The 19,585-nt window shown below is 30.9% G+C and carries 16 protein-coding genes and 1 pseudogene; 16 read left to right on the top strand and 1 reads right to left on the bottom strand.

Annotated elements, in window-relative coordinates; all coding sequences use genetic code 11:
• The first annotated feature begins 50 nt into the window (after positions 1–50).
• From RCG18_RS28210 to RCG18_RS28150, 13 genes and pseudogenes are all read left to right on the top strand, one after another.
• Positions 51–776: an ATP-dependent Clp protease proteolytic subunit gene (locus RCG18_RS28210; RefSeq protein WP_308039291.1), complete on the top strand. Its 726-nt coding sequence runs from the start codon at positions 51–53 to the stop codon at positions 774–776.
• A 174-nt stretch (positions 777–950) separates the two neighbouring features.
• Positions 951–3,206 carry a DNA translocase FtsK gene (locus tag RCG18_RS28205; protein WP_308039290.1) on the top strand — a complete coding sequence of 752 codons (2,256 nt, stop codon included), beginning with the start codon at positions 951–953 and terminating at the stop codon, positions 3,204–3,206.
• 201 nt (positions 3,207–3,407) lie between these two features.
• Positions 3,408–4,724, top strand: coding sequence for a 30S ribosomal protein S12 methylthiotransferase RimO (gene rimO / locus RCG18_RS28200; RefSeq protein ID WP_308042129.1), 1,317 nt, complete (start codon positions 3,408–3,410; stop codon positions 4,722–4,724).
• Positions 4,708–5,295 (top strand): CDP-diacylglycerol--glycerol-3-phosphate 3-phosphatidyltransferase, encoded by a 588-nt coding sequence (gene pgsA, locus RCG18_RS28195; protein ID WP_308039288.1) that lies wholly within the window; start codon positions 4,708–4,710, stop codon positions 5,293–5,295. Before rimO ends, pgsA begins: the two co-directional genes overlap by 17 nt.
• A gap of 247 nt (positions 5,296–5,542) precedes the next feature.
• A complete protein-coding gene (gene recA / locus RCG18_RS28190) occupies positions 5,543–6,607 on the top strand; it encodes a recombinase RecA (protein ID WP_308039287.1) in 1,065 nt (354 codons plus the stop codon).
• 316 nt (positions 6,608–6,923) lie between these two features.
• Positions 6,924–8,465, top strand: coding sequence for a ribonuclease Y (gene rny, locus RCG18_RS28185; protein ID WP_308039285.1), 1,542 nt, complete (start codon positions 6,924–6,926; stop codon positions 8,463–8,465).
• A 144-nt stretch (positions 8,466–8,609) separates the two neighbouring features.
• On the top strand, positions 8,610–8,870 hold the full coding sequence (locus tag RCG18_RS28180; RefSeq protein ID WP_066620210.1) for a stage V sporulation protein S: 261 nt from the start codon (positions 8,610–8,612) through the stop codon (positions 8,868–8,870).
• Positions 8,871–9,069: 199 nt separating this feature from the next.
• Positions 9,070–9,935 (top strand): annotated as a pseudogene (locus tag RCG18_RS28175) (decaprenyl-phosphate phosphoribosyltransferase).
• Positions 9,936–9,952: 17 nt separating this feature from the next.
• Positions 9,953–11,206 (top strand): hypothetical protein, encoded by a 1,254-nt coding sequence (locus RCG18_RS28170; RefSeq protein WP_308039283.1) that lies wholly within the window; start codon positions 9,953–9,955, stop codon positions 11,204–11,206.
• The gene (locus tag RCG18_RS28165; protein ID WP_308039282.1) at positions 11,203–11,559 is read left to right on the top strand and encodes an EamA family transporter; all 357 of its coding nucleotides are present in this window, start codon (positions 11,203–11,205) and stop codon (positions 11,557–11,559) included. The genes RCG18_RS28170 and RCG18_RS28165 overlap by 4 nt, the downstream gene beginning before the upstream one ends.
• A gap of 87 nt (positions 11,560–11,646) precedes the next feature.
• Positions 11,647–12,504, top strand: coding sequence for a PHP domain-containing protein (locus RCG18_RS28160; protein ID WP_308039281.1), 858 nt, complete (start codon positions 11,647–11,649; stop codon positions 12,502–12,504).
• Positions 12,501–13,694: a pyridoxal phosphate-dependent aminotransferase gene (locus RCG18_RS28155; RefSeq protein WP_308039280.1), complete on the top strand. Its 1,194-nt coding sequence runs from the start codon at positions 12,501–12,503 to the stop codon at positions 13,692–13,694. Before RCG18_RS28160 ends, RCG18_RS28155 begins: the two co-directional genes overlap by 4 nt.
• Before the next feature lie 174 nt (positions 13,695–13,868).
• Complete coding sequence (locus RCG18_RS28150; protein WP_178910834.1) at positions 13,869–14,129, top strand: HPr family phosphocarrier protein; 261 nt, start codon at positions 13,869–13,871, stop codon at positions 14,127–14,129.
• A gap of 50 nt (positions 14,130–14,179) precedes the next feature.
• On the opposite strand, the gene RCG18_RS28145 is transcribed toward RCG18_RS28150, so the two are convergent.
• Positions 14,180–14,395: a DUF378 domain-containing protein gene (locus RCG18_RS28145; protein ID WP_308039279.1), complete on the bottom strand. Its 216-nt coding sequence runs from the start codon at positions 14,393–14,395 to the stop codon at positions 14,180–14,182.
• Between the two features lie 261 nt (positions 14,396–14,656).
• On the opposite strand from RCG18_RS28145, the gene purB reads away from it, so the two are divergent.
• The 3 genes from purB (at position 14,657) to RCG18_RS28130 (ending at position 19,550) form a co-directional block, all read left to right on the top strand.
• Complete coding sequence (purB, locus tag RCG18_RS28140; protein ID WP_308039278.1) at positions 14,657–16,087, top strand: adenylosuccinate lyase; 1,431 nt, start codon at positions 14,657–14,659, stop codon at positions 16,085–16,087.
• A 597-nt stretch (positions 16,088–16,684) separates the two neighbouring features.
• Positions 16,685–18,751 carry a glucose-specific PTS transporter subunit IIBC gene (ptsG, locus tag RCG18_RS28135; protein WP_308039277.1) on the top strand — a complete coding sequence of 689 codons (2,067 nt, stop codon included), beginning with the start codon at positions 16,685–16,687 and terminating at the stop codon, positions 18,749–18,751.
• Positions 18,752–19,016: 265 nt separating this feature from the next.
• Positions 19,017–19,550 (top strand): 2'-5' RNA ligase family protein, encoded by a 534-nt coding sequence (locus tag RCG18_RS28130; protein ID WP_308039276.1) that lies wholly within the window; start codon positions 19,017–19,019, stop codon positions 19,548–19,550.
• Positions 19,551–19,585: the final 35 nt, after the last annotated feature.

Genomic DNA, 19,585 nt, shown 5'->3' with positions numbered 1-19,585 from the left:
TATCAGTCCCTTATAATGCACAAAATACATTTATGCAAGGAGGGATTGATATGCAAGAAGAAAAAGATAACAAAGGAACTAAAGAGCAGGAAGAAAATAAAGACAACAAAGAGCTGCAGAATATAAAAGAATTAGGTATGCAAAATATTCCTAAGGCTAAAGATAGAATTCAAATATTACCTATAATCGGACAAATTGAAGGGCATGTGGCGTTACCACCACAAACTAAAACCACTAGGTATGAACATGTTATACCACTACTAATTGCCATTGAGAATGATCCAAATGTTGAAGGAGTACTTGCGGTACTAAATACTGTGGGAGGTGACGTAGAAGCAGGATTAGCAATATCAGAAATGATAAGAAGTTTGAGTAAACCTACGGTATCTTTAGTGATTGGCGGAGGACATTCTATTGGAGTACCTCTTGCTACTGCTGCAGATTACTCCTTTATTTCACCTTCAGCTACAATGATAGTTCATCCAATAAGGATGAATGGTCTTGTTATAGGTGCGCCTCAAACCTTTGAATATTTTAATAAAATGCAGGAGAGAATTATCGAGTTTATAGTAAGAACCTCTAAGATAGATAGAGATAAGCTACGTAAACTTATGGCTCAAACAGATGAATTACTAAATGATATGGGAACTATTTTAATTGGAAAACAGGCAGTAGACCAAGGGTTAATTGATGAAGTTGGAGGTATAAGTGATGCTATTAAAAAACTAGATGAGCTTATACAAGAGAAAAGAAAAGATACTAAAAGTCAGCCATAGGATATTTCCTATGGTGATTTATATTTATAAGGCATCTGAAAAAACAACAAGTCAAAATAGACTAGCATACTGACTAGTTATTTTTTCAGATGCCTAAATTAAAAGGAAATATATTAATTATGTAGAATAACTACATAGATAAGTGTTATTACAATTGTCTTGAGGTGATATAATATGGCTAGAAAAACAGAAAAATATGAGTTTGATAGAGACATAAAAGGAATACTTCTAATTACATTAGGAGTATTAATGATAATAAGTGTTTTCTCATCAGCATCATCTGGAATTATTGGAAACATTACTAAAAAAATATTAATAGCTGTAATGGGATTAGGGGCCTTTGTTTTTCCAGTCTTAATAATATTTACAGGATTTTGCTTTGTGGGTAAAAAAAATAAAATAAATTTCAGCAAAAAGTTTTATGGAATTTTAATGTTTATTATTAATACTCTTCTGCTTATACAAATGATAATAATGTCAGAGTATTATGTAAATAATGACATAATAAAGGGAATAAAAATGCTATATGAAACGGATAACCCAGTACATGGAGGAATTATAAGTTTTTTAATAGATGTACCTCTTTTTAAGTTATTCGGTAGTGTAGGATGTTATGTGATTTTTTCTTCAATATATATAATATGTTTTATATTAATGAGTAGGATAACAATTTACGATATATTGCATAAAATAAAGTCTGCACTAAAAGAAAGCAATTATATAGAAGAAGATACAATCATTAATGAAAAGGACAAAGAACCAGAAAAGACTCAACATAGTAGCAGCGGAGAGAAAGAAAGCTTTATAAAAAATATTAATAATAGAATAAAGATCTTGGACTTTATGAAATCAGCAGACAAAAATGTTGAAGAAAAGCCTGATGCAGATATTAAAGAAAATAAAAATGTACAGCGTAATATTGAGATTGAATGTGCTTCTGATAAGGCAATAGATGATTCAATAAATGAGGAACTGGATAAACAAATGACAGTTAGCCATATAAGCTTTAATCAAGAATATAATTTTCCATCTGTAGAGTTACTAAAAACAAATGTTCAATCAAAGCTTAACAAGGAAGATAAAAAAGAATTAATAAACAATGCTAATAAACTAGAAGAAACTCTAAGCAGTTTTGGAGTAGAAGCTAAAGTTATTCAGGTAAGTAAAGGACCTTCTGTAACCAGATTTGAACTTCAGCCTAGTCCAGGAGTTAAGGTAAGTAAAATTGTAAATCTATCTGACGATATAGCTTTAGGATTAGCTGCATCAGGAGTGAGAATTGAAGCTCCTATACCAGGAAAATCTGCTATAGGAATAGAAGTACCAAATAGAGAGTTAACAGCAGTTTATTTGAGAGAAGTTATAGAATCTCCAGAGTTTATTAATTCAAGTAAAAATTTAGCCTGCTCATTAGGAAAAGATATAGGTGGAAACTGTGTAGTTTGTGACTTAACAAAAATGCCACATATGCTTATTGCAGGAGCTACTGGTTCAGGAAAAAGTGTATGTATAAACACATTAATAATAAGTTTACTCTATAAATATTCTCCGGATAATGTCAAGCTATTGATGATAGATCCGAAAGTAGTTGAACTTAGTGTATATAATGGAATACCTCATTTATTAATACCAGTAGTTACGGATCCTAAAAAAGCAGCAGGAGCATTAAACTGGGCTGTACAGGAGATGACAAGAAGATATAAACTTTTTGCAGATAATGGTGTGAGAAATATTGAAAGTTATAATGAACTATATGAAAAAGGAATAACAGAAAATGAGCTTCCTTTTGTTGTAATAATTATTGATGAATTAGCAGATTTAATGATGGTGTGTCCAAATGATATTGAAGACTACATAGGTCGTTTGGCTCAGATGGCTAGAGCTGCAGGAATGCATTTAGTTATTGCAACCCAGAGGCCTTCTGTAGACGTTATTACCGGGGTAATAAAGGCTAACATACCTTCAAGAATATCTTTTGCGGTGTCTTCTCAAATTGACTCAAGAACTATATTGGATACAGCAGGTGCTGAGAAGCTTCTTGGGAAAGGAGACATGCTATTCTATCCAGTAGGTGAGGCAAAGCCAATAAGAATTCAAGGAGCATTTATATCTGAAGGTGAAGTTGAAAAGGTAGTTAACTTTATTAAAGATAAACAAGGTGCACCACAATATGAAGATGATATAATAGATCACATTGATACGAATACCAATGGAGAAAGTTCAGATGCAGATGAATTATTAGAAGAAGCTACTAGAATAGTGGTAGAAATAGGACAAGCATCCACATCACTTCTGCAAAGAAGGCTTAGAATAGGTTATAATAGGGCTGCTAGAATAATTGATCAGATGGAAGAAAGAGGCATAATATCAGGGCGAGATGGAAGTAAGCCGAGGCAAGTTCTTATAAAAAGGGAAAACTATGACAGGTAAGGTTAAATTTACTTAACAAGGAGTTATTTAAGTCTATAATTATTATGTATGGTAATCATAGGATAAGATAATTCAGTCTTTTATTGTTATAATTTTTTCTTGTAAAATATAAAAAGTAGATTTAAAATAAAATATGAGTTTTGGATTTAATTACTTATCTAATAGGAGGAAAAATAGTGGATAAATTAAAAGTTTGGGCTAATAAGCTTAGGCTGTGATAAAAATAGGATTGATTCTGAAATTATTCTAAGTCATATAAACATGGATAATGTTATTGTAAATAATCCTAAGGAAGCAGATGTAATAATTATAAATACCTGTGGGTTTATTGAATCTGCAAAACAAGAATCTATTGATACCATTCTTGAAATGTCAAAGTACAAGGAAAGATTTAATTGCAAGTTAATTGTAGTTACAGGATGTTTAACTCAAAGATACGGTAAGGAGCTCATGGAGCTTTTACCTGAAATAGATATAATGCTTGGAGTAAATGATTATGATAAGCTAAATGAAAGCATAATAAAATGTATGGGAGATAAAAGTTCCAAATTTTATAGCTGTAATTATAGCGATTCTACTATAAATGAGGGTAAAAGAATACTCACTACTGCATCTTTTACAGCATACCTAAGAATTGCTGAGGGATGTGATAATTTTTGCACTTATTGTATAATTCCTAAAATTAGGGGAAAATATAGAAGCAGAAATATAGAAAGCATATTGGAAGAAGCTAAAACCCTTGCAGCTCAGGGAGTAAAGGAAATTATATTAGTTGCACAAGATACTACTAGGTACGGAATAGATATATATGGACAAAAAATGCTTCCAAAACTTATAAATGAGATATCTAAAGTTGAGGGAATCCAGTGGATAAGAATATTATATTGTTATCCCGAAGAGATTACAGATGAGTTAATAAATGAAATAGCTGATAATGATAAGGTGTGCAAGTATTTGGATATTCCTATTCAACATATAAGTGATGACATATTGAAGCTTATGGGAAGAAGAGGAAGAAAGCAAGAAATAATAAATAACCTAAATAAATTAAGGGCAAAAGTAGATGGGATAGCAATAAGAACATCTATAATTGTAGGATTCCCAGGAGAAAGTGAAGAAAACTTTAATGAGTTAAAGGATTTTATAAAAGAAATAAAATTTGATAAGTTAGGTGTATTTAAGTATTCTCAAGAAGAAGGAACGCCAGCTGCAGAAATGAAAGAGCAAGTTGACGAAGATGTAAAGCAAAAACGTGAAGAGGAATTAATGATGCTTCAACAAACAATATCAAAAGAAATTAATGATAGTAAGATAGATAGAACATACGAAGTTATCATTGAAGGAAAAGACAAAGAAGCATGGTATGGCAGAAGTCGTGAAATGGCTCCTGAAATAGATGGCTTAATCTATTTTGAAAGTGATAAAAATTTACAAATAGGAACTATGGTTAAGGTTAAAGTTACCAATAGCTCCGAGTATGATTTAATGGGAGTTGTATGGAATGAATCTAGCAAATAAACTTACATTACTTAGAATACTTTTAGTTCCATTTTTTTTAATGTTTATTACAATTAAAGATATTCCTTACGGAAAGGCTATTGCTATAGGTATATTTGTAATTGCGTCTATTACAGATAAATTAGATGGATATATAGCAAGAAGTAGAAACCAGATAACTAGGTTTGGTAAATTTATGGATCCATTAGCGGATAAACTTTTAGTTACAGCAGCATTGATTTCCCTTGTAGAGTATCATATTGTACCTGCCTGGGCTGCCATGATAATTATAGCAAGAGAGTTTGCAGTAACTGGATTAAGGTCAATTGCGGCATCAGAAGGCATAGTTATTGCAGCAAGCAATTGGGGTAAAGCTAAAACAGTAACGCAAATAATTGCTCTTATTTTGGCATTGATAAATCTAAACTATAATCATGTATCTCTTGGAATAATTAAGAAATACATAACTTATCCTCACAGATTTTTAAATCTGACAACGGATATTGCTATGGCAATTGCAATTGCTATTACAATAATATCAGGGTTAGATTACTTTATTAAGAATAAAGAAGTAATGAGGGCTGACCGATAAAGATAATGTTGTATAAAAGAAAAGCTGTAGATGATAAATTAATTTATTTACATTATTTGGTTAAATATTTGAGATATGTCTATAATTAAAAATAGAAAGTTCCTGACTTTCAGGAACTTTTATTTTTCTATAGAGATGAAGCCTATTGAAAAACTATCATGAAATTTGCTCATTCAGTTGACCATATACAGAAGATGGTATATAATATTAATAGAACAAATGTTCGATTTGAAAGGAAGTGAACCCTATGGGGAATATTAATACTGATAAACTAAAAGCTTTAGAAGCAGCTATGGGGCAGATAGAAAAACAATTTGGAAAAGGTTCTATAATGAAGCTTGGAGAGCACAGTATACTAAATGTTGATGCTGTTTCTACAGGATGCCTTGATCTTGATATATCTTTAGGCATTGGTGGAGTACCTAGAGGAAGAGTTGTTGAAATATTTGGGCCTGAGTCTTCAGGTAAAACTACTGTAGCACTTCATATAGTGGCTGAAGCACAAAAATCAGGTGGAACAGCAGCATTTATTGATGCAGAGCATGCACTTGATCCTGCATATGCCAAAAATTTAGGAGTAGATATAGAGAACTTAATTGTATCACAACCAGATACTGGAGAACAGGCTCTAGAAATAGCAGAAGCTTTAGTAAGATCTGGGGCAGTAGATGTAATTGTTGTAGACTCTGTAGCTGCTTTAGTTCCTAAGGCAGAAATAGAAGGAGAAATGGGTGACTCTCATGTAGGACTACAAGCTAGACTTATGTCTCAAGCTTTAAGAAAACTTACAGGTTCTATAAACAAGTCAAAATGTGTAACTATATTTATCAACCAGTTAAGAGAAAAGGTTGGTGTTATGTTCGGAAATCCTGAAACGACTCCGGGTGGTAGGGCATTAAAGTTCTATGCATCAGTGAGAATGGATGTTAGAAGAATAGATTCAATTAAACAGGGCGATGATATTGTAGGTAATAGAACAAAGGTTAAGGTAACAAAGAATAAGGTTGCGCCACCTTTCAAACAAGCTGAGTTTGATATTATGTACAATCAAGGTATATCAAGAGAAGGTAATGTTCTAGATGTAGGGGTAAGGGAGGAACTAGTACAAAAAAGTGGTGCTTGGTTCTCTTATAAAGAAACTAGGTTAGGACAAGGAAGAGAAAATGCAAAGCAATTCTTGAAGGAAAACCCTGAGATCTTACTTGAAATTGAGAATAAAATTAGAGAAAAATACGAATTGCCTTTAGCTAAGGCTTTAAATGCTAATAAAGTAGATAGTGAACAACCAAAAGAAACTGTTGAAAATGAGTAGTTTTCTAAAAAATCGCAAGTATACAAAACTTGCGATTTTATTATATATTTATACTCTGTTGGTGATTAGAGAAGTAATTATTGGGCAAAATATAGTATTGTATAAGCAGTGTTACATTCTGAATATTTAATAGATTACTATAAAATAATTAATGTAGCACTATAAACTTGACAATATGAAAAATATAATATAAAATTAAGACAAATTCTGGTTTATCATTTGCTTAGTAATTACCAGTTGAATAAATATGACACCTTTCTATGCTTGCATATTTGACTAAATAATAGATACACAAATAAGCGAAGGAGGTGTTCATGTGAGTGGAATTATATACATTGTTATTTTTGGTATAATCGTAGCAGTTGGCTTATTTATTGGATTTTATACAACAAAAAATAAGGCTGATGCTATAAAATCACAGGCTCTTGAAGAGTCTCATAGATTGAAAGAAGAAGCAGAGAGAGAAGCTGAATCTAAAAAGAAAGAAGCTATTCTTGAAGCTAAAGAAGAAGTTCATAGATTGAGATCTGACTCTGAGAGAGAATTAAGAGAAAGAAGAAACGAAATACAAAGGCTTGAAAGAAGAATAATTCAAAGAGAAGAGCTACTTGACAAGAAGAGTGATTCACTTGAGAAAAGAGAAGATGGCCTAAACAAAAAACAACAAAAAATTGATGAATTGCAAGCAAGTATAGAAGAATTATATGAAAAACAAAGGGAAGAACTTCAAAGATTATCAGGATTAACATCCGAAGAAGCTAAGGAAATATTATTAGAGGAAATTAACAAAGAGATTAAGCATGAAGCAGCAATTATGATTAAAGAGGTAGAATCAAAAGCTAAAGAAGAAGCTGATAAAAGAGCACGAGAGATTATAACTTGTGCAATACAAAGATGTGCAGCGGATCATGTAGCTGAAACTACAGTACATGTTGTTGCTCTTCCTAATGATGAAATGAAGGGAAGAATAATTGGTAGGGAAGGAAGAAACATAAGAACATTAGAAACCCTAACAGGTGTAGATTTAATAATAGACGATACACCTGAAGCAGTAATTCTTTCAGGATTTGACCCAATAAGAAGAGAAGTAGCGAGAATAGCTTTAGAAAAGTTGATAATTGATGGAAGAATTCATCCTGCAAGAATTGAAGAAATGGTTGAAAAAGCTAAAAAAGAAGTTGAAAATGATATCAAAGAAGAAGGAGAACAAGCAACTTTTGAAACTGGAGTACATGGTCTTCATTCAGAGCTAATAAAGTTATTGGGAAGATTAAAATATAGAACCAGTTATGGTCAGAATGTGCTAAAGCATTCTATAGAAGTTTCATATTTAGCTGGTCTCATGGCTTCAGAACTTGGTATTGATCCGACTTTAGCAAAGAGAGCAGGATTACTTCATGATATTGGTAAAGCAGTAGATCATGAAGTTGAAGGTCCACATGCTATTATTGGGGCAGAAGTTGCGAAGAAATATCGTGAATCTTCTGTAATAGTTAATGCTATTGGGGCTCATCATGGCGATGTAGAGTTTCAATCTTTAGAAGCTGTACTCGTTCAGGCCGCGGATGCAATTTCAGCTGCAAGACCTGGTGCTAGAAGAGAAACACTAGAAGCTTATATTAAGCGTCTAGAGAAGTTGGAAGAGATAGCAAACACATGTGAAGGCGTAGAGAAGTCATATGCCATTCAAGCAGGTAGAGAGCTTAGAATTATGATCAAACCAGAAGATGTTGACGATGCAGGGGCTGTTGAGATGGCAAGGAATATTGCTAAGAGAATTGAAAGCGAATTAGAGTATCCTGGTCAAATTAAAGTAAATGTTATAAGAGAAACCCGAGCAATCGAATATGCAAAATAGTTAAAAAGACAATAATATTCCTTTTGAGTTTTGTAAAACATGAAAACTTTACAAAATTTAGAAGGAATTTTTAATTTTTTGTAGAATAGTATATTGTAGCGACAATAACAAATAAAGTTAATTATAGTATATAGGAGGTTTATCATGGAAGTATTAAAAGTTTCAGCAAAATCAAGTCCAAATTCAGTGGCAGGAGCGCTAGCAGGAGTTTTAAGAGAAAGAGGAGCAGCGGAGATTCAGGCGATAGGTGCTGGTGCATTAAATCAAGCAATTAAAGCAGTTGCTATTGCAAGAGGGTTTGTTGCACCAAGTGGAATAGATTTAGTTTGCATTCCAGCGTTTACTGACATTGAGATAGATGGTGAAGAAAGGACTGCAATTAAGTTAATAGTGCAGCCAAGATAAAAAATAATCAAAATATAATAAATTTGTTAAAAAGGGCTTGAATTTAAATCAAGTCCTTTAATTTATGATGAAAATATGTTAAATTAGATGATGTTGACTATATTATAACCTATGATAAAATGTAAAAAGGTACTTACTAGTAGACAAGTAGGCAAATATGATATACAATTTTCAGTTTAAATTATCGAGGAGGAAACCTATGGACGTAAAAGCTATATTCCAATTAATGAGGCCTAAACAATGGATTAAGAATTTTTTGTATTTGCTGCAATAATTTTTTCAGGAAAATTTTTCAATGAAAATATATTGTATTTAAATATTATAACATTTATTTTGTTTTGCCTTACATCATCTTCAATATATGTGCTAAATGATATTGTAGATATTGAAAAAGATAGATGTCATCCTGATAAGAAAAGAAGGCCCCTTCCCAGTGGACGTGTTTCTATAAAAGCTGCTGTAATTTTAGATATAATAATTGTTTTATTTGTAACATATTTTTCTTATAAAATGCTCAGTATTAAAATATTAAGTATATTAGCAATATATATGGTAATAAATATATTTTATTCCTTTAAACTAAAAAATGTAGTAATAATAGATGTAATGATAATAACCTTCGGATTTGTACTAAGAGTTGAAAGTGGAAGTTTAGCAACAGGAGTTCAAGTTTCTCCATGGTTATTTTTATGTACTATATTATTGGCATTATTTTTAGCTCTTAATAAGAGAAGAAGCGAAATTATAACTTTAAAGGATAGAAGTGGCTCACATAGAAAAATATTAGAGGAATATTCTGTTGAAATGTTAGATAAGATGCTTATTATAGTAACTCCATCTATATTAATGGCATACTGTCTATATACCTTTAGTTCTGTTCAAAGTAAGACTATGATATTTACTATTCCATTTGTATTGTATGGAATTTTTAGATATGAATATCTTGTAGATAAGAAAAATGTTGGTGGAAAACCGGAAGACGTGTTTGGAAAAGATATACCATTTTTGATAAATATAATATTATGGGTAATATCAGTTTTAACCATAATATATTTAAAATTATAGAAAGGACATTAGATAATATGAAAAGTAAAAACTCAAAAATAGGTACATATTATAAAATTGTATTAATTATTGGGTTATTAGTTTCTACACTATGGGTAGTATTTGTAGATACAAAACCATTTTCAGATTTTCAATATTATTATAACCTTGCTGTTAATATAGCAAATGGGTTACCTTGGGGAGATACCTATACATCTGTAGGATATCCTATAATTCTTGGTGGAATTTTTAAATTATTTGGTTCAAGTTTATTTATTGCTAAGGTATTCAATTTAATTGTTACATTTGCATCTAATTTCTGTCTTTTATCAATACTTAGAAAGTTAGATATAAATGAATTGGATAGAAGAATTATATTTACCTTATTCGTATTTATGCCAAATAATATTGTGTATAATAGTATTCTTGCCACGGAAATGATTTTTACTTTAATAATACTAGTTATAACTAATATTTATTTTGGACAAATTAAATTTAAGTATATATTAATAGGTATACTTGCGGGACTTAATACAATGATAAAGCCATTCTTTATAGCAATTTTCTTTGCAATATTTATCGTAGAGATATTTAAAGAAAAAAGGTTTGCATTAGCGTTAAAGAATTCTTTTATAGTTTTAATAGTTTGTATAATAGTAATCTCACCATGGATATATAGAAATACAAAACTTGTAGGGCAATTTACATATGTATCAAATAATGGAGGTATTGTTTTATATATAAATAATAATTCTCAAAATGACCTAGGTAGATGGATGGCTGCTAGTGATGTTGAAAATTCAATTGTAAAAACACCGGAATATGAAAAAGCAAATATGACTGAAAAAAATAAAATGCTTGGAGATGCAGCAAAAAAGTGGATTAAAAGCCATCCAAAAGAATTCTTAACTCTTGGTTTTAAAAGATTGTATAATACTTATTTTGTAAGTGATGATATCTCGTACAGCACTTATGGAAGTAATTTAAGTGATAATACTAAGACGATAATTTTTTCTGCAGCAAATAATATAAGAAACATAATATTTACACCTGCTGTACTATATATTTTAATTTACAGTATAGTAATCTTAAGAGCAATTGTCTTAGGAAAAACTCAATTATTAAATAAATTCACATTATATATTGTAGTAATATTTTTTATGTTTACTTCAGTATATTTTATTACAGAAGGTCAAGGAAGATATGCTTTTCCTGAAATATTTATAATGATATATTGTTTCTATCAATTTATTAAATCAGCAATATATAAGTTAAAGGAGTTATTTCTATGATTTGGTTAATTCTAATATCGGTTTTTTTAGGCGCTATAGGACAAGTTTTGGTAAAATATGGAGCTGTAAATCTTGAGTTGAATTTTGCGGCAAGTCACATTTTTTCAAGTATATTAAGTATATTAAAAAATGCACCTGTGATGCTGGGAATTATATCTTATGGACTTAGCTTTCTGCTTTGGATAAAAGTTTTGAGTAAGGTTGAGTTGAGTTATGCATATCCTATGGTTAGTATAGGGTATATACTGATCATGTTTTTCTCTTATTTTATTTTTAAAGAAAACATTTCACTAATAAGAATATCAGGAGTAATTTTTATTATAATAGGAGTTGTATTGGTAGCAAGAAGTTAAAAAAATATCTATAATTGATAATTAAGTTAAATGGTGATATATTGTAGTAAATGAATTTTTTTATATTTTGAGAAAACGGGTGATATAATGTTGTATTCAGATTTACATATTCACTCAAACTATTCAGATGGAAAGCTTTCTCCAGAAAAGATAGTTGATTTGTCACAATTAAGAAATATAAAGTGTATTTCCATAACAGACCACGACAGTATTGATTCTCAATATATAGTTAAGAATAGAAACAGAGCAAATATAAACATCATTCCAGGGTTAGAACTTAGTTCTCAATACAAGGGTACAGAAGTCCATATTTTAGCTTATTTTATTGATTTAGATGACAAGGCTCTTAAAAATAGACTTATGGATGTTAAACAAAGCAGACAAGAAAGAGCTCAAAAGATAATAAATAAATTAAATGAATTGAACATAGACATAAATATAGAAGATATAGACAAGGTAGATTATGATAGATCTATTGGAAGACTTCATATAGCAAAAATTCTAGTTAATAAGGGGTTTGCCGAAAGTACTAAAGAAGCATTTCATAAATATTTGATTAGAAATAGGCCTGCATTTGTGGAACGGTGCAAAATAGATTATAAAGAAGCAATGAAACTTATATTAAATGCAAAAGGAGTACCGGTTTTAGCTCATCCTGGAGAGATATATAGGAATATAGAACTAGAAAACATAATAAAAGATCTGAAGTCATACGGATTAAAAGGCATAGAAGTGTTTCATCCAGCGCACTCTTCTAGAACAGTAAATAATTGCTATAATTTAGCTAAAAAATATTCATTGATTATTACTGGTGGAAGTGATTGTCATGGCACTATTGTAAATGGTAATTATACGCTAGGGACTATAGGTATTAATGAAACTTTAACTTATAAATTTTTTAAAGCAAAATATAAAAACTTTCGTGATATGGAGGAAACAAAATGATATTATCAAAAAAAGCGCAGCAAATACAACCATCTATAACATTAGCAATAACTGCTAAAGCTAAAAAAATGAAGGCAGATGGAATCGATGTTATTGGCTTTGGTGCAGGTGAGCCAGATTTTAATACTCCAGAAAATATTCAAAATGCAGCCATTAATGCCATTAGACAAGGATTTACTAAATATACACCTGCATCAGGAATAATGGAGCTAAAAGAGGCGATAGTAGATAAGTTTAGTAAAGATAACAATTTGAATTATAAAACTACTCAAATTATTGTATCATCAGGTGCTAAACAAAGCTTAGCTAATGCTTTCTTAGCTACATTAAATCCTGGAGATGAGGTTATTGTTCCAGTACCTTACTGGGTAAGCTATCCAGAGCTTATAAAGCTAGCAGATGGAGTACCTGTATTTGTTGAGACAAGTGAAGAAAAGGGTTTTAAATATGATATAGAAGCCTTAAAAAGTGCTATAACAGAAAAAACAAAAATGATATTATTAAATAGTCCAAATAATCCAACAGGTACAGTGTATACTAAAGAAGAACTTGTGGCTATAGCAGAACTTGCTAAAGAAAAAAATATATTAATTTTATCAGATGAAATTTATGAAAAATTGATATATGGGAATACTAAACACATAAGTATAGCTAGTCTAAGCGAAGACGCATATAATAGAACAATCGTTATTAATGGAGTGTCTAAAGCATATTCTATGACTGGTTGGAGAATAGGATATGCTGCATCTAGCGAGGAAATAACTAAACTTATGTCAAATATTCAAAGCCATACTACTTCAAATCCTAACTCAATTGCTCAGTATGCATCTGTAGAAGCTTTAAAAGGTGATGATGCACAAATGGTAGAAATGGTTTCAGAGTTCAAAGCAAGAAGAGACTATATGGTAAATAAAATAAATTCAATAGAAGGTGTATCCTGTATTAACCCAGAAGGTGCATTTTATGTAATGATGAACATATCAAAGATTTTTGGCAAAAAAATTGATGGCATTGAAATTATAGATTCTATGAGTTTTTCTGAACAATTACTTGATAAAGCAAAGGTAGCTGTCATACCAGGCATAGGCTTTGGCGTAGATAACTATGTAAGATTCTCTTATGCAACTTCTATGGATAATATTCAAAAAGGGTTAGATAGAGTGGAGAAATTTATTAGTCAGCTAAAATAGTATTATTTATTAATATAAAAATTATTTTTTAACAAACTAAAAATCTTTAATAAAATTTATTTGATGTAATCTTTTACATCAAAAAATAGCCGTTGAAACCTATTTAAAAAATGTTATAATAAAAAGGAAAGTTTGTCATATATTATTATATTATAGAGGATTGAGGTGAATTTGATGGTATCTAAAGAAGTTACAGTGAAAAGTTCTACTGGCTTACATGCAAGACCAGCAACTCTATTAGTGAAAAAAGCTTCTTCTTTCAAATCAGATATAAGCATTGAATTTGATGGAAAAAAAGCTAATGTAAAAAGCTTAATTGGAGTATTATCATTAGGAGTAACTAAAAATTCAACAGTAAAGGTTACTGCATCAGGAGATGATGAAGCTTTAGCAGCTGAAGAAGTATCTAAGTTAATAGAATCATTAGAAGAATAAAATAATTTTTTATATAAATAAAAGGCTCATTAATATGAGCCTTTTATTTATCATTTAAAGGATTTTTTCATTTTTAATAAAAGCATAAGCATGTCCATACCGGCTGCTCCAACAAGTATATAAATTATTCTTCCAATTAAATTTACCGGTTCTCCTAAGAGCGCTCCTATTAAATTAAAATTAAATAACCCTATAAGTCCCCAATTTATTGCACCGATAATTACTAGAATTAAAGAAATTTTATCTAACAAGTTAAACTTATACATAAGTACCTCCAAACCCCTATAATTTTATTCTAATAAATTATATTAATTCAACGATGAAATAGAACAGTTTGTACACAATTTAATTAATATTATTCTTAAGATAAAAATTATTAATAAAAATTAATAAATAAGAAAAGATAAAATATGCGATAAAAAAGAAAAAATACGAACAAAACATATATGAAATAAGCTTGATATATGCTATAATGTGAATGAAAAAATAAAAAAAATGAATTACATACGTCTGGAGGTACTTTGATTATGAGAAATACGTATAATACACCGTTAAATACAAGATATTCTTCAAAGGAAATGAGCTATTTGTTTTCAGATGAGATGAAGTTTAAAACTTGGAGAAAACTATGGGTGGCATTAGCAGAATGTGAAAAAGAATTAGGACTTAATATTACAGATGAACAAATACAAGAGCTTAGAAATAATATAGATAATATAAATTATGAAGTAGCTGAAAAGAGAGAAAAAGAAGTACGTCACGATGTTATGAGCCATGTTTATGCATATGGTGTACAGTGCCCAAAGGCAAAAGGGATAATACACTTAGGGGCAACCAGTTGTTATGTAGGTGATAATACTGATTTAATAGCAATGAGAGAAGCTTTGCTACTTATAAAAAAGAAAATTATAAATGTAATTAATTCTTTGTCTAAATTTGCAATTCAATACAAAGATGCACCTACATTAGGTTTTACTCATCTTCAGCCAGCTCAATTAACTACTGTGGGAAAGAGAGCAACGCTTTGGATTCAAGAGCTTTTTTTAGATCTTGAAAATTTACAGTTTGTAATAGATCATATGAGATTTAGAGGAGTAAAAGGAACAACTGGTACACAAGCAAGCTTTATGGAACTATTTAATGGTGATGAAGATAAAGTGAAAAAATTAGATAAAATGGTAACAGAGAGAATGGGCTTTAAAGAAGAGTTCATGGTAACAGGACAGACTTACACAAGAAAGCTTGACTCAATTATACTAAATACTTTATCAGAAATTGCTCAAAGTGCTTACAAATTTAGTAATGACATGAGAATACTTCAAAATATGAAAGAGATGGAGGAGCCCTTTGAGAAGAATCAAATTGGATCATCCGCTATGGCTTATAAAAGGAATCCTATGAGATCTGAAAGAATAGGAGCATTAGCAAGATATATAATTGTAAATTCATTAAACCCAGCAATAACTGCATCGACACAATGGTTTGAAAGAACTTTAGATGATTCTGCTAATAAGAGAATTGCAGTTTCAGAAGCATTTTTAGCTTTAGACGGAGTACTTAACCTATATATGAATGTATCTAGTAATATGGTAGTTTATCCAAAGGTTATAGAAGCACATGTAAAGAGTGAGTTACCATTTATGGCTACTGAAAATATAATAATGGAAGCTGTTAAAAGAGGTGGAGACAGACAGGAACTTCATGAGAGAATAAGACAGCATTCCATGGAAGCAGCTAAAATGGTTAAAATAGAAGGAAAAGAAAATGATTTAATTGAAAGAATCATAAATGATGATTTCTTTAATATGACAAAAGAAGAGATACTATCATTAATTGATTCAAAGAAATTTATAGGTAGAGCGCCAGGGCAAGTAGAAGACTTTATTGAAAAGCAAATAAGACCTATACTTGAAGAAAACAAAGAATTACTTGGGGAAGAAGCGGAAATTAACGTATAGATATTTTAAAAGGAGACTTAACTTATACAACTGTGTATGTGTATAAGTTAAGTTTTTATCCGATGTCTATCGACACTAACACCCCAACGCACTCTATGAAAGCGATTCACACCAAAGCAGAGATTTGGGATCTCTGCTTTTCTTAAAGTGAGGGATAAGTGGCGATACGACCCTGGATAACGGATTCTAAGCTTCAGGTGGAGTTTAAAACTCCACCTGAAGCTTAGAATCCTGTTTATATAAACAGAGTTCTTGGTATCATATGGAGCTTGTCTACAACCACAAAAATAATATAAAAAACTTTAAAATATATATTGAAAAAAGAAAAATATCTTGATATAATGAATTTATATTAAGGCAGACAAGCAATGTAAAAGTTTACGCCTAATAAATAAAACTTAATAAAAGTTTTGCGTGTTACTGATTCGATCAGGCATGAGCAAAGGTAGTTATAAGAAATAGTATTGTATCTATTTGTATTAGTCAAATAGATGTTTAAGAATTTCTTATTACCTTGCTCATGCCTTTTGTGTTTTAGAGCACAATAATAATTATAAGTAATGAACTAAATTAAAAATATTGAAGGGAGATAATCATATGTCTAAGAAGAGTAGTATTTTTGGTAAACTACAGCAAATCGGAAAAGCATTAATGCTTCCAGTTGCAATATTACCGGCAGCAGGTATATTACTTGCTTTTGGTAACATGTTTCAAAATCCGGCTTTCTTAAGCCATGCATCATTTTTAAATAATCATGCTTTCCAAACTTTCGCTAAAGTTATGGAGCAATCAGGAGATATTGTATTTGGTAATCTTGCATTATTATTCGCAGTAGGGGTTGCAGTAGGTTTAGCTGAAGGCGAAGGAGTTGCAGGACTTGCAGCAATCGTTGGTTTCTTAATAATGAATAAAACTTTAGGAATAGTAGCAGGAGTTACTCCAGAAGTATTAGCTACTCATAATCCAGCTTACACATCAGTTTTAGGTATTCCTTCATTACAAACAGGTGTGTTTGGCGGTATCATAATGGGTGTTGTAGCAGCACAGCTTTATAAGAAATATTATAACATAGAATTACCTTCATATTTAGGATTCTTTGCAGGAAAGAGATTCGTTCCAATTGTAACAGCAGTAGCAGCTATCGCTATAGGAATTATGCTTGTATTTGTATGGCCGCCAATTCAATACGGATTAAATGCATTCTCACATAATATGATCGATGCAAACCCAACATTAGCAGCATTTGTGTTCGGTGTTATTGAAAGATCATTAATACCATTTGGATTACACCACATATTCTATAATCCATTCTGGTATCAATTTGGGGAATATGTAAGCAAAGCAACTGGTATGGTTGTAAACGGAGACCAAACAATATTTATGGCTCAATTAAAAGATTTCACTCAATTTGGTGTTCTTAGCAACGGTGCTACACACTTTACAGCTGGTACATTTACAACTGGTAAATTCCCATTTATGATGTTTGGATTACCAGCAGCAGCATTAGCAATGTATCATGAAGCAAAACCAGGAAAGAAAGCATTAGCAGCAGGAATACTTGCATCAGCAGCTTTAACTTCATTCTTAACTGGTATAACAGAACCAATAGAATTTGCATTCTTATTCGTTGCACCAGTACTATTTGGAATTCACTGTATATTCGCAGGTTTATCATTTATGACAATGCAATTATTAAATGTTAAGATAGGTATGACATTCTCAGGTGGTTTAATAGACTATATCCTATTTGGAGTTATACCAAACAGAACAGCTTGGTGGTTAGTAATACCAGTAGGTTTAGTATTCGCAGTAATTTACTACTTCGGATTTAGATTTGCAATTAGAAAATGGGATCTTAAGACTCCAGGACGTGAAGATGATGTGGAAGAAACATCAACAGCTAATGTTGGAAATGCGGAACTTCCAGCAGCAATTCTAAAAGCATTAGGTGGAAAAGAGAATATAACAAACTTAGATGCATGCATAACTCGTTTAAGAGTAAGTGTAAATGATATTAAAAATGTAGATAAGGCTGAACTTAAGAAATTAGGTGCAGCAGGTGTTATGGAAGTAGGAAATAATGTTCAAGCTATATTTGGAGGAAAATCAGATCAATTAAAGTCACAAATTAAAGATATTATGGCTGGAAAAACTCCTGTTATTGCAGAGAACACATCTGTTGAAAAGGAAGCTGCTGTGACAAAATCAGCGGATAATACTTTTGTTGCACCAATAGACGGAAAAATATTGTCTATAACTGAAGTTCCAGATGAAGTTTTTTCACAAAAAATGATGGGTGATGGTTTTGCAATAGAACCAGCAAATGGAGAAGTTGTATCACCAGTTAACGGTACAATAACAACTCTTTTCCCAACAAAGCATGCTATAGGAATAACTGCAGACAATGGTCGTGAAATACTAGTTCATTTTGGTATAGATACTGTAAACCTTCAAGGAGAAGGAATTGAGGCTTTGGTAAAACAAGGAGATGCAATAAAGGCCGGACAACCACTTCTTAAAGTTGATTTAGCTCAAGTAAGAGGAAAAGTTCCATCAGTTATTACTCCAATTATATTTACAAATTTAGCTGAAGGAGAGACAGTGTCAGTTAAGGTTGGAGAACAAGTAAAAAGAGGACAAAGAGATATTGTAACAATAAAATAATTTAAACAAAAGTAGTATGTGCTGAAGTTAAGTACATACTACTTTTGTTTTATTTCGAGACCATAAGCTAAAAAGCACATAAGGATCTTACCTGAGTAAATAGGTAAAAACACTTACCCCTATGCCTATAGATGAGTGGTGTTAATGTCAATTAGTTATTGGATAAGCAAAGGGATTTTGGTAAAACTATTTATGTCGGATAGTTATTGGATAAATAGCGGAATTATTGTAAGATGAAGAAAAGATAATAAGGAGCTGATATTTTATGAAGAGATATGTGTTAGTATGTAATATTGAAGGTGACGCTTTAAAGTTTCATGAGAAGATTGCGAGTGAGGTATGTCATAAATTCAATAAAAAGCGTCAAAAGCTTCCTGCACATTTTACAATAAAAGCACCTTTTGAAACAGATAAGATAGATGATATGGTAAATGTTTTAGAAAAGTTTTCTCACAGTAAGGTTAAAACTCCTATAAGAATACAGGGATTCGGCAAGTTTAGGCAGGATGTAGTTTATATGGATGTAGAAGTATCTAATGAAGCAAAGCAAGTTCATGATGAGCTAATAGATGAAATTGCACAAATTCCATGGGTAGAGTTTAAAAAGAATGAAGGAAAAGATAGAGTATTTCATTGCACTATACTTTCAAGGAGGATACAAGATAAATTTAATGAAATTTGGGAATATGTAAATCAATATGAATGTGAGTTTGATTTATACTTCGATAATTTATCTTTATATATATGGAGGAATAATACCTGGGAAATATATAAAAAGTTTAAGTTCAATGAACCTTAGAATTAATAACTCAATCACTAAAATGCAAAATTATA

The organism is Clostridium sp. OS1-26 (assembly GCF_030915445.1).
Lineage (GTDB): Bacteria > Bacillota > Clostridia > Clostridiales > Clostridiaceae > Clostridium_AM.
This window is presented reverse-complemented; position numbering and strand designations above follow the sequence as displayed.

Excerpts from the sequence above, each read along its gene's own strand:
- RCG18_RS28205 (WP_308039290.1), top strand. The coding sequence starts at position 951 with ATGGCTAGAAAAACAGAAAAATATGAGTTTGATAGAGACATAAAAGGA.
- RCG18_RS28150 (WP_178910834.1), top strand. The coding sequence starts at position 13,869 with ATGGTATCTAAAGAAGTTACAGTGAAAAGTTCTACTGGCTTACATGCA.
- pgsA (WP_308039288.1), top strand. The coding sequence starts at position 4,708 with ATGAATCTAGCAAATAAACTTACATTACTTAGAATACTTTTAGTTCCA.
- RCG18_RS28210 (WP_308039291.1), top strand. The coding sequence starts at position 51 with ATGCAAGAAGAAAAAGATAACAAAGGAACTAAAGAGCAGGAAGAAAAT.
- RCG18_RS28145 (WP_308039279.1), bottom strand. The coding sequence starts at position 14,395 with ATGTATAAGTTTAACTTGTTAGATAAAATTTCTTTAATTCTAGTAATT.
- RCG18_RS28155 (WP_308039280.1), top strand. The coding sequence starts at position 12,501 with ATGATATTATCAAAAAAAGCGCAGCAAATACAACCATCTATAACATTA.
- ptsG (WP_308039277.1), top strand. The coding sequence starts at position 16,685 with ATGTCTAAGAAGAGTAGTATTTTTGGTAAACTACAGCAAATCGGAAAA.
- RCG18_RS28170 (WP_308039283.1), top strand. The coding sequence starts at position 9,953 with ATGAAAAGTAAAAACTCAAAAATAGGTACATATTATAAAATTGTATTA.
- RCG18_RS28180 (WP_066620210.1), top strand. The coding sequence starts at position 8,610 with ATGGAAGTATTAAAAGTTTCAGCAAAATCAAGTCCAAATTCAGTGGCA.
- RCG18_RS28165 (WP_308039282.1), top strand. The coding sequence starts at position 11,203 with ATGATTTGGTTAATTCTAATATCGGTTTTTTTAGGCGCTATAGGACAA.
- RCG18_RS28160 (WP_308039281.1), top strand. The coding sequence starts at position 11,647 with ATGTTGTATTCAGATTTACATATTCACTCAAACTATTCAGATGGAAAG.
- recA (WP_308039287.1), top strand. The coding sequence starts at position 5,543 with ATGGGGAATATTAATACTGATAAACTAAAAGCTTTAGAAGCAGCTATG.
- purB (WP_308039278.1), top strand. The coding sequence starts at position 14,657 with ATGAGAAATACGTATAATACACCGTTAAATACAAGATATTCTTCAAAG.
- RCG18_RS28130 (WP_308039276.1), top strand. The coding sequence starts at position 19,017 with ATGAAGAGATATGTGTTAGTATGTAATATTGAAGGTGACGCTTTAAAG.